Source organism: Periweissella fabaria (assembly GCF_918814575.1).
Taxonomy (GTDB): Bacteria; Bacillota; Bacilli; order Lactobacillales; family Lactobacillaceae; genus Periweissella; species Periweissella fabaria.
In genome coordinates this window covers 48,981-73,228 of sequence record NZ_CAKKNS010000002.1, presented here as the reverse complement: position 1 = coordinate 73,228, position 24,248 = coordinate 48,981, and the positions used below count along the sequence as shown (strand labels likewise).

The window sequence follows — 24,248 nt, the reverse complement described above, 5'->3', positions numbered from 1 at the left end:
AACTATTACTCACTTTTCATTTTCGACCAGTGGCCACCAAATAGGGACCATTCATATTTAATCATACCATCTCTAGCAGTACTAAAATAAGAAATTTTATTAGCTGCTAAAGTTGCCAACGTTTCTTGATGTGGATGATGATAACGATTATTGCGACCAGCAGATATAATTGCTATCTCAGGTTTAGCCGCTTGTAAAAAACGTTCATCACTACTGGTCTTACTACCATGATGGCCCAATTTAATTACTTGTGTTGCTGAAATTGCCTTTGTTGGTAACCTTAATTCATTTTCTCGATTAAGATCACCCATAAACAAAAAATTTAATTTTCCAAACGAGCCACGAGTAACAACCGAATCTTCATTTTTCCCTTGGCCGCTAACAATTGGCCATAAAATCTCTAACGGTAGCCCTGGCAATTTTTGCCCAGCATGAACCCCCACTAAATCAACGTGATATTTATTGGCCAATTGTTGATACTTAGGCATCTTTTCCATCTCTTGACCGACGTATAAATGTTGAACTTTAAAAGTTTTTAAGAGAATTTCAACATCCCCTGCATGATCAGCATCCGCATGCGTTAGAATAATTTGCTTGATATTAGCAATTCCTTGATACATTAGATACGGTACTAAAAACATATCAGCATTGGTTTTAGCCTGTTTCTGACGTCGTTGCCAACTCTGTTTAAGTGGCATCGCCAATCGACCACCAGTATCAATTATCGTCACTTCACGGTGATATGGCATTTGAATGACAATACTGTCGCCTTGTCCAATATCGACAAAGGCAACGCTACCATGCAAAGGTATTTTAAGGCCAACAAAGCCCACGAAATAAATACTCAATAAAATTAACCAGCCTCGGCGACTCTTAAAATTTTGCATTAAATAAAACGTCATCCCGGTAGCCAATAAAGCTAATCCAATGTTAAAGTGGCCAAAAATAATATTTCCAGGCAACTTACTTAACCAGGTTATTAATGTACTAAGTTCCGCAATTATATAATCAATTCCGTTTGATAATACCGGAAAGATTGGGAATATCAGTACGCCTATCGTTGTCAACGGCACCATTAAATGCGTAAATATCGGAATGAAAATAAAATTAGCCAAAAAAGCTAATAAATGGGTCTGATAAGTGGTGGCTAACAAGAGCGGCAGAATAATCAAATTCATCATAATAATTTCTTGCCAAAATTTCAAACCCCGTACAAAAACTAATGCCAATGCTAATAAATATGACAATTGTCCACCTAGCATTTCTAAAATTCCAGGCTCAATCACAACCCCACCTAATAAACTAAGACTCCAACTATCTAACGTTGTTAAGCGCGACTTAATAATTAACAAACCTTGTGCTACCATACCGACAATAATTGCCCGAATTAGTGAAGGAATACTGCCCGAAAACAGAAAATATAGTGGTAACAGTAGCAACGTTAGGATTGCTGTTATTTCAATTGGAATCCGCAATTGGTTAAAAAACCAGCGAAGTAACTTAATAAACATGACCACTTGGAAGCCAGAAATACTAAACAAGTGTAATAATCCTAGCTCACGAATTCCTTGATTTTCTTGGTAAAAATCGGATCTAATATATCCTAATATCAAGGTTTCTCCATAAAATCGTAAGTTTGATGGTAGGGTTTCAAAATACGCGATAACCTTTTGATGTAATTTATGCACCCAGCCAATCAGCGTAGCAGTATCACCTAGCTTTTGAACTACTTTAACTTGACCTTTACTTAAGGTTGCATTGATCTGTTGCAAGGCATAAAATTTACGACTATCAAATTGTCCTGGATTAGTTGCTTCATCAATCAATTTAATATTACCACGGATATTTAAGACAATGCGGCCCGTCACCTGTTCAAGCTGTTCTTTAGTTGTTTTATCACCTATAACCGCATTAACTAAAATTTTAGTGTCCGTTTGAGGGAGTGTCGCTACAGTTTTTAAAATATTACCATCAACATCTAGTTCATCTGCCCAAGCGGTAAAATCAAACTCAACACTTTGATCAAGCTGCTGTTGAACTTGTTGTTGCAAGTCTTGATTATGTTGCTTAAACGTATCCAACCAGTAATAAAAAAAGCCACATGTAATTAATGTGACAATTAAAACCTGTGGTTCTTTTAAAAAATATATACGTAGTAAGATGATAAATAAGGCCCCAATTGCCCACCAATTATGGCCGAGGATCACGACTGAAATGGTAATTGTTGCCAAGGCTGGAAATATCCAACGTTGCTTAATTGGTAAACTTAGCTAAATCCACAGCGTCCTGTGAATTTGGTGAAAAATGAACCTGATTTAATTCGACTTTTTTCAAGTTAATTAAATGCATCGCAAAATCATCATTTCGATAATTACGAAGATAATTAATCTTTTTAATACCAGCTTGTAACAACATCTTAGTACAATTAGCACACGGAAAATCCGTTACGTATACTTCAGCACCATCAACTGGTACACCATACTTGGCACATTGCAATAACGCATTCTGTTCAGCATGAATTGTCCGAATGCAATGACCATCAACTATTAAATCACCCTCATCAATACAATGGGCATCTCCTTCTACCGAGCCGTTGTAGCCACTAGCAATTAGGCGTTTATCACGAACTAATACTGCCCCAACTGATAAGCGATTACACGTTGAACGTGATGCTAACGCAACTGCTTGTAGCATAAAATATTCATCCCATGAAATTCGTTCTTGCATGCTTCAATCTCCTGTTAACTAAATAATGGCCTTATTATATCAAATTACAACCTTTCAAAGATACCCTTACGCCATCACACTGCTAGAAATGGCTTTAATTTTTGAAAGGTTTTTTCACCGATACCATCGACTTGTTGGATTTCTTCAATTTTCTTAAAATTTCCGTGTTGCTGCCGATATTGTAAAATTACTTCAGCTTTACGTGCACCAACGCCCGTCAGCGTTTGCAGATCCTCTTTCGTTGCTGAATTCAAATTAACTATTTTATGTGTGCTGTCACTGACTTGACTTACTTCAGGACTCCCTTGCGTTTGTGTCGGTAACTGTTCACCTTTATGTGGAATATAAATTATCTGTTGGTCTTTAACTGCTTGCGCTAAATTAATTTGCCTTAAATCAGCTTCCACTAATGTCCCACCGGCCAATCCTAATACGGTTTCGACACGAACGTTATTCATTGCCTGATATACTCCAGGGTGTAAAACAGCGCCTTTAATATCGACGTAAATAAAGTTATCCTTTTTCGTACTCGTTGCTCCAGCGCCTTGATTACTATGTGCTTTAGCGGCATTACTTGATATACTTGTGGGTTTAAAATCATTTCGTGGTGTCGCGCTCTGGCCCGGCTTTAACATTCCAATTAACACACTTACCACTAAAAAGATGCCAATTAACCCTACTGTAATCAAACGATACTGTTGTTTCAGCACTTGCCAGCATTTCATTTGTATTCTACCTCCTTTGCATAAAAATACAGTACGCAAAAAATTGGAATAGCAACAAAAAAAGAATCAAAATCTTGTAGATTTTGATTCTTTTTCATAATAACTTAGATTTCATTAATCAATATATTGATCTAAGACTTGTGTAAGTTGTTCTTTTGAATGGTAACCAATAATCGTTTCCACAACTTCACCATCTTTTTTAACAAGTAAAGTTGGAATTGACATAATCCCAAATTCTTGTGGTGTTGCTTGGTTAGCATCAACATCCATCTTGTTAAAAGTAACTTTATCACCTAATTCTTCTGATAAAGCATCAATTACTGGGCTTTGCATCCGACAAGGTCCACACCAAGTAGCCCAAAAGTCAGTAAGCGTTACGCCAGTCGCAGTATCTTTTTCAAATGTTGCATCAGTAGTTTCTAAAACAGCCATTTTAATTTCCTCCGTCATTATCTTTCGATTGAGTATAATTCTATCATCGTTTTCAAAATTAATCTAGACTTCTGCTTACAAAAAATTAGTAATATTTTGTAATACTTTTTCCATACCATTTTAACCAAAAAAATGCTACACTAAGGCCAATACCAATTTAAAGGAGTGCTACTTAATATGGCCTTAACTGTAAAACGCGAAACTAATTTTGATAAAATGCTTGGCGACTTTATCACATTACCACTTGATGATGCTGATAAAGATGCTAAAAACAAAGCACTCGGACGTAACGAACAACAATCTTCATCAACCACTACTGATAAAAAAGCATAATTAATTAAAAAGAACGAGAGCATATGCTCTCGTTCTTTTTAATTAACTTTATTATCTGGATAGCGTTTATTTAAAGACGCTAGATTTTCTTGTGCTGCCGCTTCAAAATCAATATCAGCCCACTCAGCAATCTGCGAAAGATACCATAACGCATCGCCAATTTCGTGCGTTAGCGCCTCTTTATCTAAGCGCGCTCCTTCAAAGCTATAACGTTTCATCATGTAAGTAATTTGACCGGTTTCAGATGCAAGTCCGAGGCCTAAATTAGTTAAAACTGTTTCCGTACCAAATAATGTTCGGTTAGCAGATTTTTGATAATCATTAAATTCCATAGTTAATCACGCTCCTCAGCGACATCTTCAATGACAATTTCATCAGCCATACGATCTTCAATCCAACCCCAAACAGCATCTTTACCATCTTTAGTAACAGATGAAAACATCATAAAATCACTTTTTGAATTATCAAATTGTAATGCTTTTTTAATTGTTGATTCTGCTTTGTTCCACTTTCCACGGGCAATTTTATCCGCTTTCGTCGCCACAACTAACACTGGAATATCAAAGTATAATAACCAATTATACATATTAATATCATCTTCTGAAGGCGCATGACGAGCATCCACTAGACTTACAACTCCACGTAACTGTGCCCGGGTGCTCAAGTATTCTTCAATCATAAAGCCCCATTTTTCACGTTCTGATTTTGATACTTTAGCATAGCCGTATCCTGGAACGTCGACAAAATAAACTTGATCTTCAACGTTATAAAAGTTCAAAGTTTGCGTCTTACCTGGTTGTGAAGACGTCCGGGCAAAGCTCTTACGGTTAATCAAGGTATTTGTCAAAGATGACTTACCAACATTTGAACGTCCTACTAAAGCAATTTCAGGTAATTCATTGGTTGGGTATTGTTTGGGCCCTACGGCACTAATAGTCAAGGCAACATTGTGTACTTCCATGATTTTCTCCAATCTATGTTCTAAATTTGATTATAATAATATCGATTTAAATTAACCTATCTAGTATACCAGACAATTTTACCATATTGCTGATTATTTAAGGTCGAAGCCAAGAGAAATACAAAAATCATTGACCTACAATCATAATTCACCGAAATTAAAAACTAATAAAACAGCTTGGAAATCCAATTTCCAAGCTGTTTTATTAGCAATATTTATAAATAATATGCGTTTATGGGTAATCCTAAACTTATTCGTTAGCTGCTAAAACTAATTGTGGTTCTGCATGTCGACTAACCGTGTCTTCGTCGATAATCACCTTTTGAATATCATCACGACTAGGTAAATCAAACATAATATCCCGCATTACTTCTTCAATAATTGACCGTAGTCCCCGAGCCCCTGTATTACGTGTAATCGCTAAATGTGCCATTGCGTGCAAGGCTTCTGTTGTAAACTCAAGTTCAACATCTTCCATACCAATTAAGGCCACATATTGCTTCACTAAAGCATTTTTAGGCTCAGTTAATATCCGAACTAAGTCGTCTTCATCTAACTTTTCAAGCGCCGTTAAAATTGGCAAACGGCCAATAAATTCTGGAATTAATCCAAATGACATCAAGTCCTCTGGAATAACTTGTTGCATGATGGTTTTTTCTTCCAATGAGTGTAATTGGGCTAGCTTACTAGTATCAGTACCAAATCCAATTACTTTATCACCAAGCCGCTCTTTAACCATTGTTTCGATACCATCAAAAGCACCACCAACAATAAATAAAATATTGGTTGTATCCACTTGAATAAACTCTTGTTGCGGGTGCTTACGACCACCCTGAGGTGGTACATTGGCAATCGTACCTTCTAGAATTTTCAAAAGCGCTTGTTGGACACCTTCACCGGAAACATCCCGTGTAATTGAAACATTTTCAGATTTTTTAGCAATCTTATCAATTTCATCAATGTAGATAATTCCACGTTGTGCACGGTCGACATCGTAATCTGCATTTTGTAATAATTTAAGCAAAATATTTTCAACGTCTTCACCGACATATCCAGCTTCGGTTAGTGTCGTCGCATCTGCAATTGCAAATGGCACGTCCAAAATACGTGCTAGACTTTGCGCCAAGTAAGTTTTACCAGATCCTGTTGGTCCAATAACGGCAATATTTGATTTTTGTAATTCAATATCACCTTCACCAACTAACGTGTCATTTATCCGTTTGTAGTGATTATACACCGCAACCGCTAATGTCCGTTTAGCATCTTCTTGACCAACAACATATTTATTTAAAGCATCCACAATTTGACGTGGTGTTGGTAAATCAATTACCTCTTCAGTTGCATCATGGCGAACTTCTTCATCAATAATTGATTTTGCAAGGGTAATACATTCATTACAAATGAAGACCCCTGGACCAGCGATTATCTTTTGCACTTCATCTTGTGATTTACCACAAAATGAACAGATAATTGGTCCCATTGGATCAGTCGTATCAAGCATTAGCAATGCCTCCTGTCAAAAAATTCATTAGTTAAATTGTACCATACCACAACTAAAGTTAACTACTATTAAAAACATTCATAACATTTAGTGGTAATAATTCGCAATTTTGTTATTAAAAACCCCACATTAATCCAAACGGATTATGTGGGGTTAAATTATCAAATATATGCTAACGAATAAAAGCTAATTAGGCTTCTTCCTTAGCTGATTCAACGATTAAGTCAACAACCTTCTTGATTGCGATATCGTGTTTCAACATTGCAGGTGTTAAAGCTTGACGAACAGCTTCTTCATCAATACCGTATTGAGCAGCCAAGTCTTTAACTTCAGCGTCAACATCAGCATCAGTACCTTCAACGTTTTCAGCAACTACGATAGCTTCTAAAACAAGGTTAGTCTTAACGCGGTTAGCAGCACCTTCTTCGAATTGCTTGTGCAAGTCTTCTTGTGTAGTTCCAGTTAATTGGAAGTACATTTCTGGGTTAATACCTTGTTGTTGCATGTTACCAAGGTATTGGTCCATTTGACGGTGTACATCAGCTTCAATCATAGCAGCAGGAACATCACCACCAACAACAGTTGCGTTATCAACGGCCTTAGTAATTGCAGCTTCTTCAATTGCGTCTTTAGCAGCTTGTTGCTTAGCTTCCTTCAAGTTAGCCTTAGTAACAGTCTTCAATTCGTCAAGTGAGTCAACATCTTCGTTAACATCCTTAGCAAATTCATCATCTAAAGCAGGCAATTCTTTAGTCTTTACTTCATGAAGTTTAACTTCGAATAAAGCATCTTTACCAGCTAAGTTTTCAGCTTGGTAATCTTCAGGGAACTTAACATTTACGTTTACATCTTCACCGGCTTTGTGACCAACAAGTTGGTCTTCAAAACCAGGAATGAATTGACCTGAACCTAATTCAAGTGAGAAGTTTTCACCCTTACCACCATCGAAGTGTACGCCATCAACAGAACCATCAAAATCGATAACAACAGTATCGCCATTTTCAGCAGCTGCATCTTCCTTCAATACGAGTTCAGCTTGAGAAGCACGTAATTTTTCGATTTCAGCATCAACTTCCTTAGCAGTTACACGTGTGCTTTGCTTAGGAACAGCTAAACCTTTGTATTCACCTAATTCAATTTCAGGTGCAATTTCAACGTCTGCATGCAACTTCCAAGGTTGACCCTTTTCCATTGAATCTGCGTCAATATTTGGTTGGCCAACTGGGTTAATACCAGCTTCAAGAACAGCGGCTTCATAGATGTCACCTAAAACGATGTTCAATGCATCTTGGTATAATGATTCTTCACCAAATTGCTTGATGAAGAGTGATTTTGGCATCTTACCTTTACGGAAACCAGGAATGTTAACTTGACCCTTTACACGATCAAAAGCCTTGTCAATACCATCAGTGTATACTTCAACTGGGATTTCAAAAGATAATGTACCTTTGTTACCATCACCCTTAGTAAATTGTGCGTTTGTTGCAACCATATGTTAATTCCTCCAATAAATGAATTGCTGCAGCTAATTCATTGTTTTCAATGTTTAATACATACGAATAATAGTTTAACATACTGGCTATTATATGCAAATATAAAACCAGTAATAGACCCCTTTTTCGGCGTTTTTTTGTTATTTTTATATAAAAAAAGGATTTGCAAAAAATGCAAATCCTTTTTAAAATGTTGGTCTTGTTAAATCAAGAACCGATTAAACTAAAAGATTAGTCTTCGATTTCTGAAACAACACCGGCACCAACAGTACGGCCACCTTCACGAACAGTGAATTTAAGACCCTTTTCAATGGCAACAGGGCTGATCAATTCAACAGTGAAAGTAACGTTATCACCAGGCATAACCATTTCTACACCTTCTGGCAATTCGATAACACCAGTAACGTCAGTAGTGTGGAAGTAGAATTGTGGACGGTAGTTTGAGAAGAATGGAGTGTGACGACCACCTTCTTCTTTAGAAAGAACATAGACTTCAGCCTTGAAGTTCTTGTGAGTTTGGATTGAACCTGGTTTAGCCAAAACTTGACCACGTTCGATGTCTTCACGTGAAACACCACGGAGCAATGCACCGATGTTATCACCAGCTTCACCCATGTCCATAGTCTTACGGAACATTTCAACACCAGTAACAGTAGTTGAAGAAACTTCGTCCTTCAAACCAACGATTTCAACGGCGTCACCAACTTTAACAACACCACGGTCGATACGACCTGATGCAACAGTACCACGACCAGTGATAGTAAATACGTCTTCAACTGGCATCAAGAATGGCTTGTCAGTGTCACGGTCTGGAGTTGGGATGTATGAGTCAACAGTATCCATAAGTTCTTCGATAACTTTAACTTGTTCTGCATCACCGTTAAGGGCAGCAAGAGCTGATCCACGGATAAATGGAACATCGTCACCTGGGAAATCGTATTCGCTAAGTAATTCACGAACTTCCATTTCAACAAGGTCGATAAGTTCTTCATCATCAACAAGGTCAGTCTTGTTCAAGAATACGATAAGGTAGTCAACACCAACTTGGTGAGCCAAAAGAATGTGTTCACGAGTTTGTGGCATAGGACCATCAGTTGCGGCAACAACAAGGATGGCACCATCCATTTGTGCAGCACCAGTGATCATGTTCTTAACGTAATCGGCGTGTCCAGGGGCATCGATGTGAGCGTAGTGACGTGCTTCAGTTTCGTATTCGATGTGAGCAGTGTTGATAGTGATACCACGTTCACGTTCTTCTGGAGCAGCATCGATAGCTGCGAAGTCAGCTTGCTTAGCCAAACCTTTGTCAGCCAATACCTTTGAGATAGCAGCAGTTAAAGTAGTTTTACCGTGGTCAACGTGTCCGATAGTACCGATGTTAACGTGTGGTTTTGTGCGTTCATAATGTTCTTTAGCCAAAATGAAAATCCTCCTAAAATTTGCAAAGCGATTGATTTATTTCAATCCTATGCGTTCAATTATACTACAATCCACCAAGAACACAAACAGGAAAATTGAATTTTCTCGTTGATATCTTTTGGAAAGCCTTAATTATTATATAAATACCATCTAGCTTTGTAAATAAAAACATACCGTAAAAATGAAAATCCACATATTTTTTACATTAATTACCAATTTTTGCAAATAATGCATCAAATTTTAGTAACCAACGGATATCATTTTCATTCAAATCGGGTAATTCTTCACCCCGAAAACGGGCTATTTGATATTTAGTCCAAGTCACTGGATCAGTAATCACCTGTTCAACAAACGGGAAAGCGGCCTTAATACGTAAAATAATATTTTGCTCTAATCCTGCTAATGTCACTGGATCAGTATCACCAAGCTCATCATACAGCGTATCTTGGATAATAAATGCCGTTTCAGTTGCCAATGGTGGCACTAAATCACTAAATTTACGTGTATAAATTTCATTATCTAGCCAAAGAAAGCTCACATCTTCTTTAATTTTCAACGCCATAAATGACGCTAAAATTGTAATCCGAACTAAATCACTGACGTCTTCATCAAGTAACAATGTTTTGGCAATGGCGATATGTTCTCTTAGTGGCAATTGTAAGCCGGTTTGATAACTATGGTATTGTGCCGCAAAATCATGAATTCCCAAATACTTAAATTCACGCATGCGCGCCTTAAATGTTGCTTGTAAAATCAAGCGTGCCTCATCTTCTTTCAACGCTAATTCTTGCTGGGCATGCTGATAAAGCGTTGGACCAGTGATTTTATTAATAACTTCATGACAGATAATATAATTTTGATTTTTCGTGAAAATTAAAATTACATTATCAACGTCATCACTTGTACTGAGATACTTTTCAACATAATCTAGTAAGTATTGTTGTGCTAATTGAAATTGTTCTAGACGAACCGCTAAATTAACTAGTTGTTGATTAACTGCTAAATTTTGTTCCAGTTGATAAAGTTCTTCATATAAAGCTAATGCTTGTGACCATGCGCGTTCGTCTACCGCCTGTTGTGCTTGCAATAACAATAAGTCTTGCTTATTTTCTTCCATTTAGGCCACTCCCTTTTCTTTAGACAAACAAAAGAGATTGACTTACACAAAATCAATCTCTTCGCCATCATTAATTATTTGAAGTTTCAGTTGCTCCTTGCGCAGGCTTTGGCTTACGACGGCGAGGCTTTTTAGCTTTTTTAGGCTTTTCAGCACCACCATTTTCAACTTGATTACCTTGTTTTGGAGCATTAGGCAACTTTTTAACTTTCGCTTTGCCTTCACCGCTCTTACTTGTGCGGTTATGCCGAGCCAAACGACCACCATTTTGGTTAACTTCCATGATTACTGGTAGAATAACCGGGCGGCGACGTGTTTGTTCGTAAAGAAAATGACTTAAATTATCACGAACAGCAGTTTTTAAAGTTGTCCAATCAAAATCCTTCACATTGGCGAGATTGTCCAAAATTGTTTTTTCAACAATATCGCTACTATCGCGAATTAAATCCCGTGATGCTTTAACATACACAAACCCACGTGATGTAATTTTTGGTTTGGCAACAATTTTCTTACGACGACGATCAATTGTTACAACTGCTACAAAAACCCCATCTTCTGATAAGACTTTGCGATCGCGAAGAACAATATTACCGATATCACCAATTCCTGAACCATCAATCATCGTGTTGTTAACTTCAAATGATCCAGCTAAATACATATTTTCGCCATCATATTGGAGTTGATCACCTTTTTTAGTGATAAAAATGTGATCTTCAGGAATACCAACTTCCATGGCTAAATGCATTCCAGTATTTAAGACACGATATTCACCTTGAACTGGCAAGAAAACCTTTGGACGCATAAAGTTTAACATTAATTGCAAATCATTACCTGATGCATGCCCTGAAGAGCGTAAGTCTTGTGAAATTGCTTTTACATTAGCACCAGCTTTAAATAATAAATCGCGTGTCCGTGCCACATAGGCTTCCATTGCTGATGATGGTGTTGTAGTAATAAATACTAAATCTCCTTCAGTAATTTTAATATGGCGATCATCACCATTGGCCATTCTTTGAAGATGCTTGATAGGTTCTCCCATCCGACCAGTCTCTAGAATAACCGTTTCTTCTGGTGTTAATTTATTTAAATTTTTGAATGAGACAAACAATTCATTTTCTGGAATTGGCAATTCAATCATGTGGAGTTTCAAAGCCGTCCGCACAACTTTTTCTAAGTCATTACCTGAAAGAACAATTTTCCGACCAGTTGCGTAAGTTGCATTAATTATTTGTTGAACTCGTTGAATATTTGATGCCACCATCGCAACAATAATCCGGCCTTGGTGATTTTGGAATGTATCCAAAATATATTCTTCAATCACTGATTCATTTACTGAATCACCACCAGCAGCGACACCGGCAACATCGGCCAATAAGGCTAGCACACCATTTTTACCAATTTCACCTAACCGAGCTAAATCTGTGCGATAACCGGCTTTGGCTGTTTGATCAAATTTAAAATCCCCTGTATAAACAATCTGGCCTTCAGGTGTTTCTAAAACTAAACCTAATGATTGCGGGATACTATGGGTTGTACTGAAAAATGATACTTTAACACTGCCAAAGTCAATAATTGAATTTTCATTAACAACATGAAAATCATCAAAATTTTTAGTTAGTTCTTCAGCTTTTACAGCTAACTTTGCCAATGCTAACGTTAATTCTGAACCAAATACCGGTACATTAATTTGTGCTAATAAATATGGTAATGCTCCAATAGCGTCAGCATGTCCGTGTGTTAAAAAGACCCCGGCTATTTTATCTGCGTTATCGACTAAATACTGGAAATCAGGAATCACAACGTCAATCCCTAATAATTCATTTTCTGGGTACTTCAACCCTGCATCAAATATAAAAATTTCATCATTATACGTGATTGCATACATATTTTTTCCGTTTTCGCGTACTCCCCCAAACGGAATAATTGATAATTTATTCGTCATCGTTTACCTCTAAAAAAATTTTTTTGTGAGTTATAAACTCACTTTTACTCGTACAAAATATTCTAGCTATAATTTTAGCATAATTTTGTATGTATAAACAATCAAACGTTATTAAGTAACGTAAAATCAACTTTTTAATTATGCTTCAAAATACTTTAAAAACAACACATACAGCATATAGCGACAACGTTAACATTTATAAGGTAATAAAAATGGTCCCTAGAAAACTTTCTAGGGACCATTTTTTATTACTTAGTGTTGTTATTTTGTTCTAGCAATTTGGCATTTAATGCATCATGCTCTTGAATCGTTTGAGTAAAGTAAACCTTACCTGTTTTTAAGTTAGCAATAAAGAATAAATATTTCTTATCACGATCAATTGGATGTAACACCGCTAAAATCGCCGACAATGATGGCGAATTAAATGGCCCTGGACCAAAGCCTTGGTTTTTGTAAAGATTATATGGTGAATCAACCTTCGTATCAGCAATCGATAAGTTAGTTTTATCAGTATTCAAAGCATATTTAACCGCAACATCTGAACCCAAAGTTATTTTGTCATCAATCCGATTTAAAAATACCCCGGCAACAACGCCACGATCATGCGGCGTAATGGCTTCACGTTCAACTAATGATGCCAATGTCAAAATTTGTTGTACCGTTAAATTTTGCTTCTTAATATCAGCAAAATATGGTTGTAATACTTGATTCATTTTCGCAACCATTTGTGTTGTAATGTCTTGCGGTGTTTTAGCATTTCGAACATCATAAGTAGCAGGATATAAATATCCTTCTAACTTATAACGTGTTGGCGCATCAATCGCTGAGCTGAGTAAATCTGGATATTGTTTAGCTAATTTGTCCAAATATGATTTATCATTCAACGTAGCCAACCAGTCTTTAGCTGAAAACTTAGTCTGCTTAGCGACATTTTGTGCAAATTGAGCAGCATTTTCACCTTCACGCATCAAGACAAAGCCTGGTTGTAAGACACCATCATTTGGTGTTAGCGCACCCGGCTTCTGAAGACGTGCAACAATCGTACCCACATCCATCTTAGGTGATAAGGCAAAATAACCGGCATTTAAGTTATTTACACTATGTGCATCGACATAGTTTTTAAAAGCACTTGCATGCTTAATAACCCCGGCATTTTGTAATTGCTTACCAATTGACGTTGCATTAGCACCTTGTGGCACCTTAATTTCAATAATTTTTGAACTATTAGGATCCTTAGCACTAAAGTCACTTCGTTGATGTAAGTAAATTCCCCCCACAGCTAACAAGGCCACAACGACTAAGCCAATAATTCCGATAATTATCCAGCGAAGTTTGGTACTATGCCCCCCGCCTTTGATTCCCGAACTACGTGTTAATGAACTATCAAAGTTATCGTTATTTTTCAAAACAATTCTCCCCTAGCGAATTTCGGCCGCAAGTTGTTCCTCTAACGCAGTAACGACGTTAGCAAATGCGGTATTAACTTCTTCTTCAACTAGTGTCTTATTTACATCTTGGTATGTCAATGTAAATGCCAATGATTTTTTACCTGTGGCAACATTATCTCCTTGGTAAACATCAAATAATTCAATTTTTACCAAGTGTTGGCCCCCATTTTCATGAATTACATTAATAATTTGAGCATACGCAACATTTTCATCAACTAAGATTGCAATATCACGACTCATTCCTGGGAACTTAGAAATTGGTGCATAGCCACGATCATTTTTAGCTAAATCAAGTAATAATTGTAAATCAAGTTCAAAGACAAATGTGGCTTTAATCTTGAATGCTTTAGCAACTGTTGGGTGGACTTGACCAACAAATCCGACCATTTGTTCACCAACGTAAATCGCAGCAGTCCGACCAGGGTGCATTTCTTTAAATTCGGCACTGGCTTGGTATGAAATTGGTGCTACAAAATCAAATTGGTTTAAGTATGCGTCTACTAAACCTTTCACCGTGTAGAAATCAACTTCTTTTGCTTTGCCTTGCCAAGTATCATGACCAAATTTACCAGCGATTGCACCAGCAATGTGTTCAACTTCAGTTGGTCGTACAGCATCCCCAAAACGGTAGAATACCCGTCCTTGTTCATATAACGCAACATCTTGTTGTTTACGAGCAACGTTATAAGCAACATCATCAAGTAAGCCCGTTACCAAACTCATCCGAGTTGCTGTACGTTCTTGCGTCATTGGGTAATCTAATTTTGTGATTGCCGCTGTTGTATCAAGGCTAAACATTTGGGCTTTTTCATCAGTAGTTAAACCATATGAAATTGCTTGGTTTAAGCCAAGACTTTCAAGGAAATGACGTGACTTACGAATAACTTGTTGTTTATAAGTTAACTTACCAACTGTAGCTGTCGTAACTGGTAACGTTGCTGGAATATTATCATAACCATACATCCGCGCAACTTCTTCAATTAAATCAGCTGGAATACTAATGTCCCAACGACGACTTGGAATTGTCACTGTAAAGGTTTCATCTGTAACTTGCGTTGGGAATTGAAGCTTAGCAAAAATTGCAGTAATATCGGCTACGCTTAATTCTAATCCCAAGACGTGGTTAATACGGGCTAATGTGACACTAACTTCAACTTTTTCCTTAGCAGTATCAGTGGCCACTACTATACCTGGTTGCACTTGACCATTACCAAGTTCGGCAATTAATTGGGCTGCAAAATCAAGCGCTTGTTCAGTTGCATTCCAGTCAATCCCCCGTTCGAAACGTTGTGATGCTTCTGAATGTAGGTCATGACGGCGAGCAGATGAACGAATATTGCGGGGTTCAAAATTAGCAGTTTCAAGTACTACAGTTGTTGAAGTAGTATCTATTTCGGTAGATTGACCACCCATGACACCAGCTAACATTATTGGCGTATCACCATCAGTAATTACGATATCTTGGTTCGCACGTAAATCACGCTTTTCACCATCAAGCGTTACTAACGTTTCACCTTCAGTAGCCAAACGAACATGTAATTGTTTAGTCGTTAACTTATCATAGTCAAACGCATGCATGGGTTGCCCAAATGTCATCAAAACATAGTTAGTAATATCAACAATGTTATTAATTGGCCGCATACCAACATTCCACAATTTCCGTTGTAACCATAATGGTGAATCTTGGACCGTGACATTTTCAATCACCCGTACTTTATACTTAGGCGCTAAAGTAGCATCAGCGGTAGCACTAATTAATTCACTCGCAGCTTTTGAACCATTTTCAACAACCTCAACCGTTGGTAATTTAGGCGTTTGATCTAACATCGCCCCAACTTCCCATGCCGTTCCATTCATTGATAGCATATCCGCACGGTTTGGTGTAATCCCCATTTCAAAAATGAAATCATCCATTCCTAATACTTCAAGGGCATCATCTCCAGGTTTAACTCCATCCGCTTCATTGAAGACCCAAATACCGTCTTCAAAGTCTTTTGGTGATACTTTTTCATCAAAGCCAAGTTCTTGGAGGGCACACAACATCCCGTTTGAGGCTACCCCACGTAACTTACCTTTTTTAATCTTTTTACCACCTGCGATGCGTGAATTATGTTTAGCCAAAATAACTAACTGACCGGTAGCAACATTAGGTGCACCAGTTACGATTTGGATTGGTTCATCTTCACCCGCATCAATTTGGGTAATTACCATGTGATCTGAATCAGGGTGTGGTTCAACTGATAATACTTTGGCAACCACAACGCCACTCATACCAGCACCTGGTTGAGTAACACCTTCAACTTCAACAGAAGTTCGGGCAATCCGTTCTGCTAACACATTTGGATCACCAGTAATTTCTAAATATTCTTTTAACCAATTAAGAGATACTTTCACTTGTTTGACTCCTTTTATTTAAATTGTGATAAGAACCGTACATCATTTAAATAGAAATTACGGATATCATCAACGCCATATTTCAACATTGCAAAACGATCAGGTCCAAGCCCAAAGGCAAAACCACCATATACTTCTGGGTCTACCCCAGCCATTTTCAAGACATTAGGATGAACCATGCCGGCTCCTAATACTTCAATCCATTCAATATCTTCTGGTTTTGTATTTTCATCAACGTCATTCCATGACACATCAACTTCAACAGAAGGTTCTGTAAATGGGAAGTATGAAGGACGTAACCGAATTTGGTGCTTTTCACCAAATAACTCTTGGGCGACTTTAAGCAAAGTTCCTTTCAAGTCAGCCATCGTAATGTGCTTATCAATTACTAGCCCTTCAACTTGGTGGAATTGGTGTGAGTGGGTTGCGTCATCAGTATCACGCCGATATACACGCCCTGGTGAAATCATCTTCAAGGCCCCTTGTGAAAAGTCATGCTGTTCCATCGTCCGTGCTTGAACGGGAGATGTTTGCGTTCGCATTAAAATTTCTGGAGTAATGTAGAATGTATCTTGCATATCACGCGCCGGGTGATCTTTAGGTAAATTCATCATCTCAAAATTATATTTATCTTCTTCGACTTCGGGTCCTTCAGCAATTTGGTAACCCATACCTAAGAATTGATCTTCAAGTTGTTCAATAATTTGTTGAATAACATGCGCATGACCAGGTTCAAAATCAGCTCCTGGTAAGCTAACATCAATCTTTTCAGCTGCAAGTTGCGCATTTAATGCAAGTTCTTCTAATTCAGCTTTCTTTTCTTCCAACGCATTTTTTAATAGATCACGAATTTCATTGGCAAACGCACCAATCACTGGTCGTTCTTCAGCTGAAAGATCTTTCATTCCCCGAAGGACTTCAGTAATTGGTCCTTTCTTACCTAACGTGTTAACGCGAATTTCATTAAGTAAATCCAAGTGCTTGGTATCTTTAATTTGTGTTAATACATTTGCTTTTAGTTCATTTAAACGATCTTGAAGTGACATATAAGGCTCCTTTTAATTGTTATAGCGACAAAAAAAGTCCCTGTGTAAAAAATTACACAGGGACGCTTCACCGTGGTACCACCCATTTTTAGTCATATGACTACTCATTTACCACGTAACGGGTGACATCCGACAATTGTTACCGAACGATTCGTTCCAATTGTTGCTCCAAGAGTGAATTCAAATTAATCATGTTAATATTGTTAGTTTCAGTCATGCTAACAACTCCCTGCATTAATAATTAATTTTACTATTTCTTTTCAACGCTAATATATATACGTCGATAAGTATAACACATCTTGAAAGGGCCTTCAGCTTAATTTTTTCAAGCACTAAAAAAGACCGACTAAAATCGTCGGTCTTTAACTAAGCTTTTGCACCGTATGTTTCATCAGCCCATTCGTGAATTTCATCCATTAAAGGACGCATCGCTTCACCACGCTCCGTTAATGCATATTCAATTAATGCTGAATCCACGTATGTCCGGCGTTCAACTAAACCTTCTTCTAATTCTTTCAATCGCTCTACCAAAACTCGATCTGAGCATGTACAAACTGCTCCTGTCAAATCTTTAAAACGTGATGGACCATTATTCAAAAGCACTTCAATAATGAGCCCATTCCATTTACGACCTAGAATTTCGAAAGTTTTCATGAACTTAGGACAAAGTTTAGTATCTTCTTTAGTTTCCATCTCATTCATACCTACAACTTTCTATCATAATATACCTTCAAGCAAGTTACTTACTTTTAGTCAACTATGATTATAGCACGCATGAAAAAAATTTACATTGCTAAAATTTTAAAACGTTTATTTTATTACAATATTAGTTATGAGTTAAAGCGCGCTTTAACCGCTTGCCATTTTGGCGCAAAGTATTCTTGCACCGCCGCCACATTATCTACCATATCAACTAAGAAACTTTCTCGATATTGTGGTAGCTCAAGTGTTGCCCCAAACATATGCTTTAAAATAATATCTTTTTCCATCGGACTCAACGGTGTTAACTTTTCCGCATTGCGTAATGAAACACGTGGATGGATGTAAGCATGCGTTCCCAACTCAAATTTAGTTTCGCGCCAATCATAATAAAACATATCATGTAATAGGCCTGCACGAGCAACCGCTTTAGCATCGAGATTTAATTTTTTTGCCCAACGATAACTTTGATATGAGACTGAAATCGAGTGTGTTAACCGATCAGAATGGTGGTGTTGCACATAATTTTGCAACCGTAAAACTTCCGGCCGAACTAATAAATCAGCCACATACAGATTGTATTCTTGATCTTCTTGCCAATTCATTTTTTTCAAATTTGTACCTCACCTTCGCATGTGGAGTTTCCCACTGAGGCAATGATACAATATCTATTTGCTAAAGCCAACACTTGTGTTTATTTTGCGTTAACATGTTTACGTTGATAGTCAGCAATTGCCTCATATTCAGATTTCAACTGACGATCAAGGCGAATATAAATCGGCATCAAATCCCGATATGCCGCATAATTAGCTGGTTCTGGTTGATAGGTTTTCGTCGCCCCAATTACTTTATCCATAATGTCATATGAATTAATAATTCCAAGGGCCTTCATTGCCACTACCGCAGCTCCTAAAGCAGATGATTCAAATGAATCTGGAATAGTAACCGGTTGTTCGTAGACATCTGCTAACATTTGGCGCCATAAAGCAGAGCGTGCAAACCCACCAGTGGCCTGAATAGCAGTTGTCTTACCAACAACTTCTTCTAACGCCAAAGTTACAGAATACAAATTATAAACAATCCCTTCTAGGACAGCACGCAACATATGCGCCCGAGTATGTTTTTGGGTCAAACCAAAGAACGATCCCCGTGCGTTAGCATCCCAAATCGGTGCCCGCTCCCCGCCAAGATATGGGTGAAAAATTAATCCATCAGCCCCGGCTGGTACTTTTGCAGCAATATCGGTTAATAAGTCATACGCATCCAAACCTAATAATTTAGCCGTGCTTTTTTCAGCATCAAACATATTATCTCGGGCCCATCGAAAGACAACCCCTCCATTATTAACCGGTCCGCCAACAACCCACATATCCTTATCTAAGTAATATGTGAATGTGCGACCTTTCGGATCAATAACTGGTTTATCTGTCACAACACGAACCGCACCAGATGTACCGATTGTCACTGCAACAACCCCTGGCTTAATAGCATTAACCCCTAAATTTGATAAGGTTCCATCCGATGCCCCAAAGACAAATGGTACATCGATTGGCAAGTTCATAAATTGGGCTAATTCTGGTTTCAAACCACATACATAGTCCGTTGGTGCAACTAATTCGGGTAATTGAGCCGGGGTTATGCCTGTTAATTCTAAGGCTTGTTCATCCCAATCCATATTGAATATATTAAAAATCCCCATCGCATTAGCAATTGAATAATCTACTTTATTAACCCCTAATAAACGATAAAAAACGTATTCTTTAATTCCCATATAATGCGCAGCTTTTTGATAAATAGCTGTTTTTTCAGCTTTAAGCCATAATAATTTCGCTAATGGGGCCATTGGGTGAATTGGTGTGCCTGTCTTAGCATATATTTCTTGCCCAATACCACTGGCTTTCAAATCACTTGCATATTGTTCCGCCCGGTTATCAGCCCATGTCAAAACACGTGTTAGCGGTTGATAATTTTCATCCAATGCAATTAAACTATGCATCGCACTTGAAAATGAAACTGCTCGAATGCTATCAGTCTGGAAATTAGTTTTTTGGATAACTTCACGAATTCCTTCAAGGACCGCTTGAAAAATTTCTTCCGGATCCTCTTCGGCCATATCGGGTAGTTCTTGATACAATGGATACAATTTATTGGCGTACCCGTGTACCTGCCCATCTAAATCAAACAAAACGACCTTGGTTGATGTAGTTCCTAAGTCTACCCCAATAATAAATTCCATGTTACCTACCTCAATTCAAAATAAATTTTATTAAATCTAATTTTTATTAATTCTCTTAGTATCTCTCATATCTAATGGTACTATATGTTAACCAAAAGACCTAGCCGAGATCGTTCATTTACCAAAATATCAAAGTAAGTCATCCGCAAACCCTTAAAATAACAAAAGAAACCTGAATGAATTTAAAATTCATTCAGGTTTCAATATACTTAAAATTAAAGTTTCAACGCAAACATTAAGACCCCAGCTGCCACCCCAACATTAAGTGATTCAGCATCACCAGTAATTGGAATATACAAGTTAGCAGTCGTTTTGCTTGCTAATTCAGCATCCATTCCTTGACCTTCATTACCCATAATTAAGGCAAAATCAAGGGTTGGATCAATTTCACGATAGTTTTTAGCTTCTGGATTTAATTCAGAACCATAAACTGGAATATTGTTTGCTTGTAATGCATCGGTCCAAGTCGTTAAGTCACCTTTTAAAACTTCTAAGTGGAATTGACTTCCTTGCATTGCACGGACAACCTTTGGTCCAAAGACATCTGCTGAACCATCACCAAGCACAACCCCACGGAATCCAGCTGCATCAGCTGTCCGTACCATTGTACCAATGTTACCTGGATCTTGAATTGCATCGAGTAACAACCATGCACCATCGTGCACGTAACTTGGATCAAAAGTCTTTTCTGGTAATGTTACTTCAGCAAAGATACCTTGAGGCGTTACCGTATCACCAATCAATTTTGCAATATCAGTTGGTACTACAAAAACTGGAACACCTAGAGGAAAGTCTTCTTCATGTTCAGCAAGTAATTCGTCAGTTACAATAATTGCATGTAATTTTGCTTTGTGGTTCAACGCTTCTTGTACTAAGTGCCAGCCATCTAATAAGTATGTGCCACTGGCTTCACGCCCTTTTTTAGTTGCTAATTTAGCCCATGCCTTAACACGTGCATTTTGTTTACTTGTGATTTTTTCCATTATTTATATCCGTCCTTTTCGTTAGTGCTAGTTTAACATATTCTAACAATAAAAAATTCGTTAGATTCACAGGAATCTAGCGAATTTCTAAATTTCTATTGAACTGCTACTTATGATTTTGTTTGCCTGCATTTCGCTTAGCATTATCATTTGTAGGTGTATCATTTTTGGGTACCGTATTCGTGGTAGTTGTTGATGCTTGGCTTTGAATATCTTTAATGATGTCATCGGCGACATTCTTAACTTCAAAGTTTTCAGCCACGTGTGTTTTAATACGTGGACGTAAAATATTGATAATTAAGGTTTGGATAATCGCAAATAGTCCACCAATAAAGAAGTACAATCCTAGTCCCGCACTTGTTGTCCATGAAAAGACTAGAATCATCACGGGACTAAGCAACATTGTTGTCCGCATCATCTTCTTTTGATCTTCAGGAACACCTAACATCATCAAATAACCTTGGGCCAAATAAACAACAAAGGCTAAAATAGCCAAAATTGGGCTTGAGTGCTTTAACGCAATCCCAAAGAATGATGAATCTGATAATGATGGTGAGTACCGAATAGCGGCATACAATCCAGAAAAAATTGGTAATTGAATAATCAATGGTAAACAACCAATTCCACCGGTCAATGAAACATTATTTTCACGATAAACTTGCATCGTAGCTGCTGAAGCCGCTGTCCGTTGTTCAGGGGTTGTTGCATTTTTAGCCAAATCTTGTAACTTTTCAAGTTGGGGCCGTAGCATCCCCATTTTTTCTTGTTGGATAGTTGTCTTATGTTGCTGAGAAACCATCATCGGTAACAATACTAAACGCACAATTATTGTAAGAATCATAATTGCAAATCCAACAGCATTCGGTGCATGAACACCACCAAAGAAGCCAGCAATCATGTTCATTAATTGTTCAAGGGGGTGACCAAGATAATTCCAAATAAATCCGTAAGGAATTTCTTCATGATTAACATTTTTAACTCGGACACATCCGCTTAGAAATACTAGCATCATCGCGATAATTGCGATCATACCCAGCTTTTGCTTTTTTTTCATTAATATTTCTTCCTTTTACTGCGTTCTTTAAAAATTCACTCCATATTATTCTACATAATTGTGGGCTAAATAACAATGCTATAGTCTATAGATAGTAACATATTTTGATTATTTTTCAAAATGAAACATTTGTGAAATATATGTCATAAAATAATAACCTTATAATCGTTTATTAGTAACATTCAAAGAGTATATTTACTTTCAGATGCAAACCTACCATAAAAAAACAGAAATTTATCCGCATCATAAATTTCAAGGAGACTATCTTAAATATGAAAAAATCAGTAAAATCCTCAATTATCGGTTCGTTAACCACATTGCTTACCTTAGGTGGTGTTGCTAGCATTGCAAACGCCGACGCTCAAACTGTTAAAAGTGGTGACACACTTTCAGGTATTGCTAAAGCAAACAACACTACTGTTGCTGAATTAGTAGCTGCCAACAAAATTGCTAACCCTAACTTGATCTACGTTGGTCAACAAATCAACATCAATGGTACTACGACTGCACCTGCTAAAACAGCAACTGTACCAACTTCTGTTACTGTTAAGGCTGGTGACACGCTTTCTACTATTGCCCAACAATACGATTTAACTGTTAGTGGTCTTGCAAATGCTAATAACTTAAGCAACCCTAATATCTTAGCTGTTGGTCAAACACTTGTTCTCAAAGAAGCACCTGCTCAACAACAAGCACCTGCTCAACAACAAGCACCTGCTCAACAAGCACCTGCTCAACAAGCGCCTGCTCAACAACAAGTGCCACCAGTAGCTGGTGCAACAGCACGCCCTAACAATTCAGCTGCTGCTCAAGCTGCTGCTAACGTAACACCTGCTCAACCAGCTTCAACACCTGTTTCAGGTTCTGCTGCTCAAGCTGCTCAATATGCACGTCAATTCGTTGGTAACTCATCATACATTTGGGGTGCTGCTAACGTCCGTGCCCACCAATTTGACTGTTCTGGTCTTGTTGTGGCTGCGTTCCAAAGCGTTGGTATCTCATTACCACACCAATCTGGTGCTCAAGCTGCGGCAACTACTCGCATCCCTACTTCACAAGCCCAAGCCGGAGACTTATTATTCTGGACTAACGGTAGTGGTGATGTTTACCACGTTGCTATCTCACTTGGTAACGGTAACTACGTAAACGCCTTGAACCCACAAAGTGGTGTTGTTTACGGTGGTATGGCTGCACCTGCTAGCTTTGCTGGTCGTATCTAATAATATCTAAATAACGTTAATAAAAACGGTTGAAGTTAAACTTCAACCGTTTTTTGTCGTGTATTAAGGACGTATACAAAAAGCCACCCCGAAAAGTTAATTTTCAAGGTGGCTTTTTTAGCTTTTAAACTACTTGGTTACTTTTACAGTTACCTATATTTACTATTGTTTGTAAAGATCGGCCATTGGCTTTGTTACAATTTCATTGATTTCACGCATCAATGTATCCATTGCTTGTTCTTGAGTCATCAAGTCCTTAACTAATGGATATTCTTCTAACTTGGCTGCAATTCCTTGCCATTCTTGCATTTTAGTTTCGTCAGGTGTTTCACCTTGACTCATCATCCGTTGAATTTCAAGTTGAGCACTTTGGAATTCCTTAAATACTGTGTATGACACTTCATCAGCTTTCATCGCTGTAAAAGTCTTTTCAAGTGTTTGGTATTGTTCCGTAGTCCGCAAATCGCGTTCCAATTGGTTGGCTGTATCATAGATATTAGTCATATTATCACCCTTTT

General features: G+C 37.7%; 22 protein-coding genes and 1 other annotated feature. Of the genes, 2 read left to right on the top strand and 20 right to left on the bottom strand.

The annotated features are described in order from the left end of the window. Window positions 1-5: 5 nt before the first annotated feature. The 4 genes from LQZ75_RS03320 to trxA form a co-directional block, all read right to left on the bottom strand. The gene (locus tag LQZ75_RS03320) at window positions 6-2,231 is read right to left on the bottom strand and encodes a DNA internalization-related competence protein ComEC/Rec2 (RefSeq protein ID WP_230096435.1); all 2,226 of its coding nucleotides are present in this window, start codon (window positions 2,229-2,231) and stop codon (window positions 6-8) included. A gap of 22 nt (window positions 2,232-2,253) precedes the next feature. Beyond that, window positions 2,254-2,727, bottom strand: a complete 474-nt coding sequence (locus LQZ75_RS03315; protein WP_230096434.1) for a ComE operon protein 2 — start codon at window positions 2,725-2,727, stop codon at window positions 2,254-2,256. A gap of 74 nt (window positions 2,728-2,801) precedes the next feature. After that, complete coding sequence (locus LQZ75_RS03310; RefSeq protein ID WP_230096433.1) at window positions 2,802-3,452, bottom strand: ComEA family DNA-binding protein; 651 nt, start codon at window positions 3,450-3,452, stop codon at window positions 2,802-2,804. A gap of 114 nt (window positions 3,453-3,566) precedes the next feature. Beyond that, window positions 3,567-3,884: a thioredoxin gene (trxA, locus tag LQZ75_RS03305; protein WP_230096432.1), complete on the bottom strand. Its 318-nt coding sequence runs from the start codon at window positions 3,882-3,884 to the stop codon at window positions 3,567-3,569. A gap of 177 nt (window positions 3,885-4,061) precedes the next feature. Here trxA and LQZ75_RS03300 point away from each other — a divergent pair, with 177 nt between their 5' ends. Next, window positions 4,062-4,217, top strand: coding sequence for an SPJ_0845 family protein (locus tag LQZ75_RS03300; RefSeq protein ID WP_230096431.1), 156 nt, complete (start codon window positions 4,062-4,064; stop codon window positions 4,215-4,217). A gap of 38 nt (window positions 4,218-4,255) precedes the next feature. Here the strand turns inward: LQZ75_RS03300 and LQZ75_RS03295 are convergent, their stop codons facing one another. From LQZ75_RS03295 to yidC, 15 genes are all read right to left on the bottom strand, one after another. Continuing rightward, window positions 4,256-4,549, bottom strand: coding sequence for a nucleoside triphosphate pyrophosphohydrolase family protein (locus LQZ75_RS03295; protein WP_230096430.1), 294 nt, complete (start codon window positions 4,547-4,549; stop codon window positions 4,256-4,258). A 2-nt stretch (window positions 4,550-4,551) separates the two neighbouring features. Further along, window positions 4,552-5,178 (bottom strand): ribosome biogenesis GTP-binding protein YihA/YsxC, encoded by a 627-nt coding sequence (yihA, locus tag LQZ75_RS03290; RefSeq protein ID WP_230096429.1) that lies wholly within the window; start codon window positions 5,176-5,178, stop codon window positions 4,552-4,554. Between the two features lie 250 nt (window positions 5,179-5,428). Next, on the bottom strand, window positions 5,429-6,679 hold the full coding sequence (gene clpX / locus LQZ75_RS03285; RefSeq protein WP_230096428.1) for an ATP-dependent Clp protease ATP-binding subunit ClpX: 1,251 nt from the start codon (window positions 6,677-6,679) through the stop codon (window positions 5,429-5,431). A 190-nt stretch (window positions 6,680-6,869) separates the two neighbouring features. Beyond that, window positions 6,870-8,171 (bottom strand): trigger factor, encoded by a 1,302-nt coding sequence (tig, locus tag LQZ75_RS03280; protein WP_230096427.1) that lies wholly within the window; start codon window positions 8,169-8,171, stop codon window positions 6,870-6,872. Between the two features lie 232 nt (window positions 8,172-8,403). Beyond that, on the bottom strand, window positions 8,404-9,591 hold the full coding sequence (gene tuf / locus LQZ75_RS03275; RefSeq protein WP_230096426.1) for an elongation factor Tu: 1,188 nt from the start codon (window positions 9,589-9,591) through the stop codon (window positions 8,404-8,406). Window positions 9,592-9,796: 205 nt separating this feature from the next. Further along, window positions 9,797-10,708 (bottom strand): hypothetical protein, encoded by a 912-nt coding sequence (locus LQZ75_RS03270; protein ID WP_230096425.1) that lies wholly within the window; start codon window positions 10,706-10,708, stop codon window positions 9,797-9,799. Between the two features lie 70 nt (window positions 10,709-10,778). Continuing rightward, window positions 10,779-12,650, bottom strand: coding sequence for a ribonuclease J (locus LQZ75_RS03265; RefSeq protein ID WP_230096424.1), 1,872 nt, complete (start codon window positions 12,648-12,650; stop codon window positions 10,779-10,781). A 248-nt stretch (window positions 12,651-12,898) separates the two neighbouring features. After that, the gene (gene mltG / locus LQZ75_RS03260) at window positions 12,899-14,056 is read right to left on the bottom strand and encodes an endolytic transglycosylase MltG (RefSeq protein WP_230096423.1); all 1,158 of its coding nucleotides are present in this window, start codon (window positions 14,054-14,056) and stop codon (window positions 12,899-12,901) included. A 12-nt stretch (window positions 14,057-14,068) separates the two neighbouring features. After that, window positions 14,069-16,492: a phenylalanine--tRNA ligase subunit beta gene (pheT, locus tag LQZ75_RS03255; RefSeq protein ID WP_230096422.1), complete on the bottom strand. Its 2,424-nt coding sequence runs from the start codon at window positions 16,490-16,492 to the stop codon at window positions 14,069-14,071. 14 nt (window positions 16,493-16,506) lie between these two features. Continuing rightward, complete coding sequence (gene pheS / locus LQZ75_RS03250) at window positions 16,507-17,538, bottom strand: phenylalanine--tRNA ligase subunit alpha (protein ID WP_230096421.1); 1,032 nt, start codon at window positions 17,536-17,538, stop codon at window positions 16,507-16,509. Window positions 17,539-17,593: 55 nt separating this feature from the next. Beyond that, window positions 17,594-17,811: a binding site (T-box leader), on the bottom strand. Between the two features lie 93 nt (window positions 17,812-17,904). Beyond that, window positions 17,905-18,240 carry a winged helix-turn-helix transcriptional regulator gene (locus tag LQZ75_RS03245; protein ID WP_230096420.1) on the bottom strand — a complete coding sequence of 112 codons (336 nt, stop codon included), beginning with the start codon at window positions 18,238-18,240 and terminating at the stop codon, window positions 17,905-17,907. 128 nt (window positions 18,241-18,368) lie between these two features. Further along, window positions 18,369-18,842 carry an HD domain-containing protein gene (locus LQZ75_RS03240; protein ID WP_230096572.1) on the bottom strand — a complete coding sequence of 158 codons (474 nt, stop codon included), beginning with the start codon at window positions 18,840-18,842 and terminating at the stop codon, window positions 18,369-18,371. A gap of 89 nt (window positions 18,843-18,931) precedes the next feature. Next, window positions 18,932-20,473 carry a gluconokinase gene (gene gntK / locus LQZ75_RS03235; RefSeq protein WP_230096419.1) on the bottom strand — a complete coding sequence of 514 codons (1,542 nt, stop codon included), beginning with the start codon at window positions 20,471-20,473 and terminating at the stop codon, window positions 18,932-18,934. A 215-nt stretch (window positions 20,474-20,688) separates the two neighbouring features. After that, a complete protein-coding gene (locus LQZ75_RS03230) occupies window positions 20,689-21,456 on the bottom strand; it encodes a TrmH family RNA methyltransferase (protein WP_230096418.1) in 768 nt (255 codons plus the stop codon). A gap of 106 nt (window positions 21,457-21,562) precedes the next feature. Beyond that, window positions 21,563-22,510 carry a membrane protein insertase YidC gene (yidC, locus tag LQZ75_RS03225; RefSeq protein WP_230096417.1) on the bottom strand — a complete coding sequence of 316 codons (948 nt, stop codon included), beginning with the start codon at window positions 22,508-22,510 and terminating at the stop codon, window positions 21,563-21,565. Window positions 22,511-22,782: 272 nt separating this feature from the next. Here yidC and LQZ75_RS03220 point away from each other — a divergent pair, with 272 nt between their 5' ends. Then, complete coding sequence (locus tag LQZ75_RS03220) at window positions 22,783-23,730, top strand: C40 family peptidase (protein WP_230096416.1); 948 nt, start codon at window positions 22,783-22,785, stop codon at window positions 23,728-23,730. Between the two features lie 162 nt (window positions 23,731-23,892). Here LQZ75_RS03220 and LQZ75_RS03215 read toward each other — a convergent pair whose 3' ends face one another. Next, complete coding sequence (locus LQZ75_RS03215; protein WP_230096415.1) at window positions 23,893-24,234, bottom strand: YlbF family regulator; 342 nt, start codon at window positions 24,232-24,234, stop codon at window positions 23,893-23,895. Between the last annotated feature and the right edge of the window lie 14 nt (window positions 24,235-24,248).

Coding starts and splice junctions, on each gene's coding strand:
- LQZ75_RS03315 (WP_230096434.1), bottom strand. CDS start 2,727: ATGCAAGAACGAATTTCATGGGATGAATATTTTATGCTACAAGCAGTT.
- LQZ75_RS03310 (WP_230096433.1), bottom strand. CDS start 3,452: ATGAAATGCTGGCAAGTGCTGAAACAACAGTATCGTTTGATTACAGTA.
- trxA (WP_230096432.1), bottom strand. CDS start 3,884: ATGGCTGTTTTAGAAACTACTGATGCAACATTTGAAAAAGATACTGCG.
- LQZ75_RS03300 (WP_230096431.1), top strand. CDS start 4,062: ATGGCCTTAACTGTAAAACGCGAAACTAATTTTGATAAAATGCTTGGC.
- LQZ75_RS03295 (WP_230096430.1), bottom strand. CDS start 4,549: ATGGAATTTAATGATTATCAAAAATCTGCTAACCGAACATTATTTGGT.
- yihA (WP_230096429.1), bottom strand. CDS start 5,178: ATGGAAGTACACAATGTTGCCTTGACTATTAGTGCCGTAGGGCCCAAA.
- clpX (WP_230096428.1), bottom strand. CDS start 6,679: ATGCTTGATACGACTGATCCAATGGGACCAATTATCTGTTCATTTTGT.
- tig (WP_230096427.1), bottom strand. CDS start 8,171: ATGGTTGCAACAAACGCACAATTTACTAAGGGTGATGGTAACAAAGGT.
- LQZ75_RS03270 (WP_230096425.1), bottom strand. CDS start 10,708: ATGGAAGAAAATAAGCAAGACTTATTGTTATTGCAAGCACAACAGGCG.
- LQZ75_RS03265 (WP_230096424.1), bottom strand. CDS start 12,650: ATGACGAATAAATTATCAATTATTCCGTTTGGGGGAGTACGCGAAAAC.
- pheS (WP_230096421.1), bottom strand. CDS start 17,538: ATGTCACTTCAAGATCGTTTAAATGAACTAAAAGCAAATGTATTAACA.
- LQZ75_RS03245 (WP_230096420.1), bottom strand. CDS start 18,240: ATGAATGAGATGGAAACTAAAGAAGATACTAAACTTTGTCCTAAGTTC.
- LQZ75_RS03240 (WP_230096572.1), bottom strand. CDS start 18,842: ATGAATTGGCAAGAAGATCAAGAATACAATCTGTATGTGGCTGATTTA.
- gntK (WP_230096419.1), bottom strand. CDS start 20,473: ATGGAATTTATTATTGGGGTAGACTTAGGAACTACATCAACCAAGGTC.
- LQZ75_RS03230 (WP_230096418.1), bottom strand. CDS start 21,456: ATGGAAAAAATCACAAGTAAACAAAATGCACGTGTTAAGGCATGGGCT.
- yidC (WP_230096417.1), bottom strand. CDS start 22,510: ATGAAAAAAAAGCAAAAGCTGGGTATGATCGCAATTATCGCGATGATG.
- LQZ75_RS03220 (WP_230096416.1), top strand. CDS start 22,783: ATGAAAAAATCAGTAAAATCCTCAATTATCGGTTCGTTAACCACATTG.
- LQZ75_RS03215 (WP_230096415.1), bottom strand. CDS start 24,234: ATGACTAATATCTATGATACAGCCAACCAATTGGAACGCGATTTGCGG.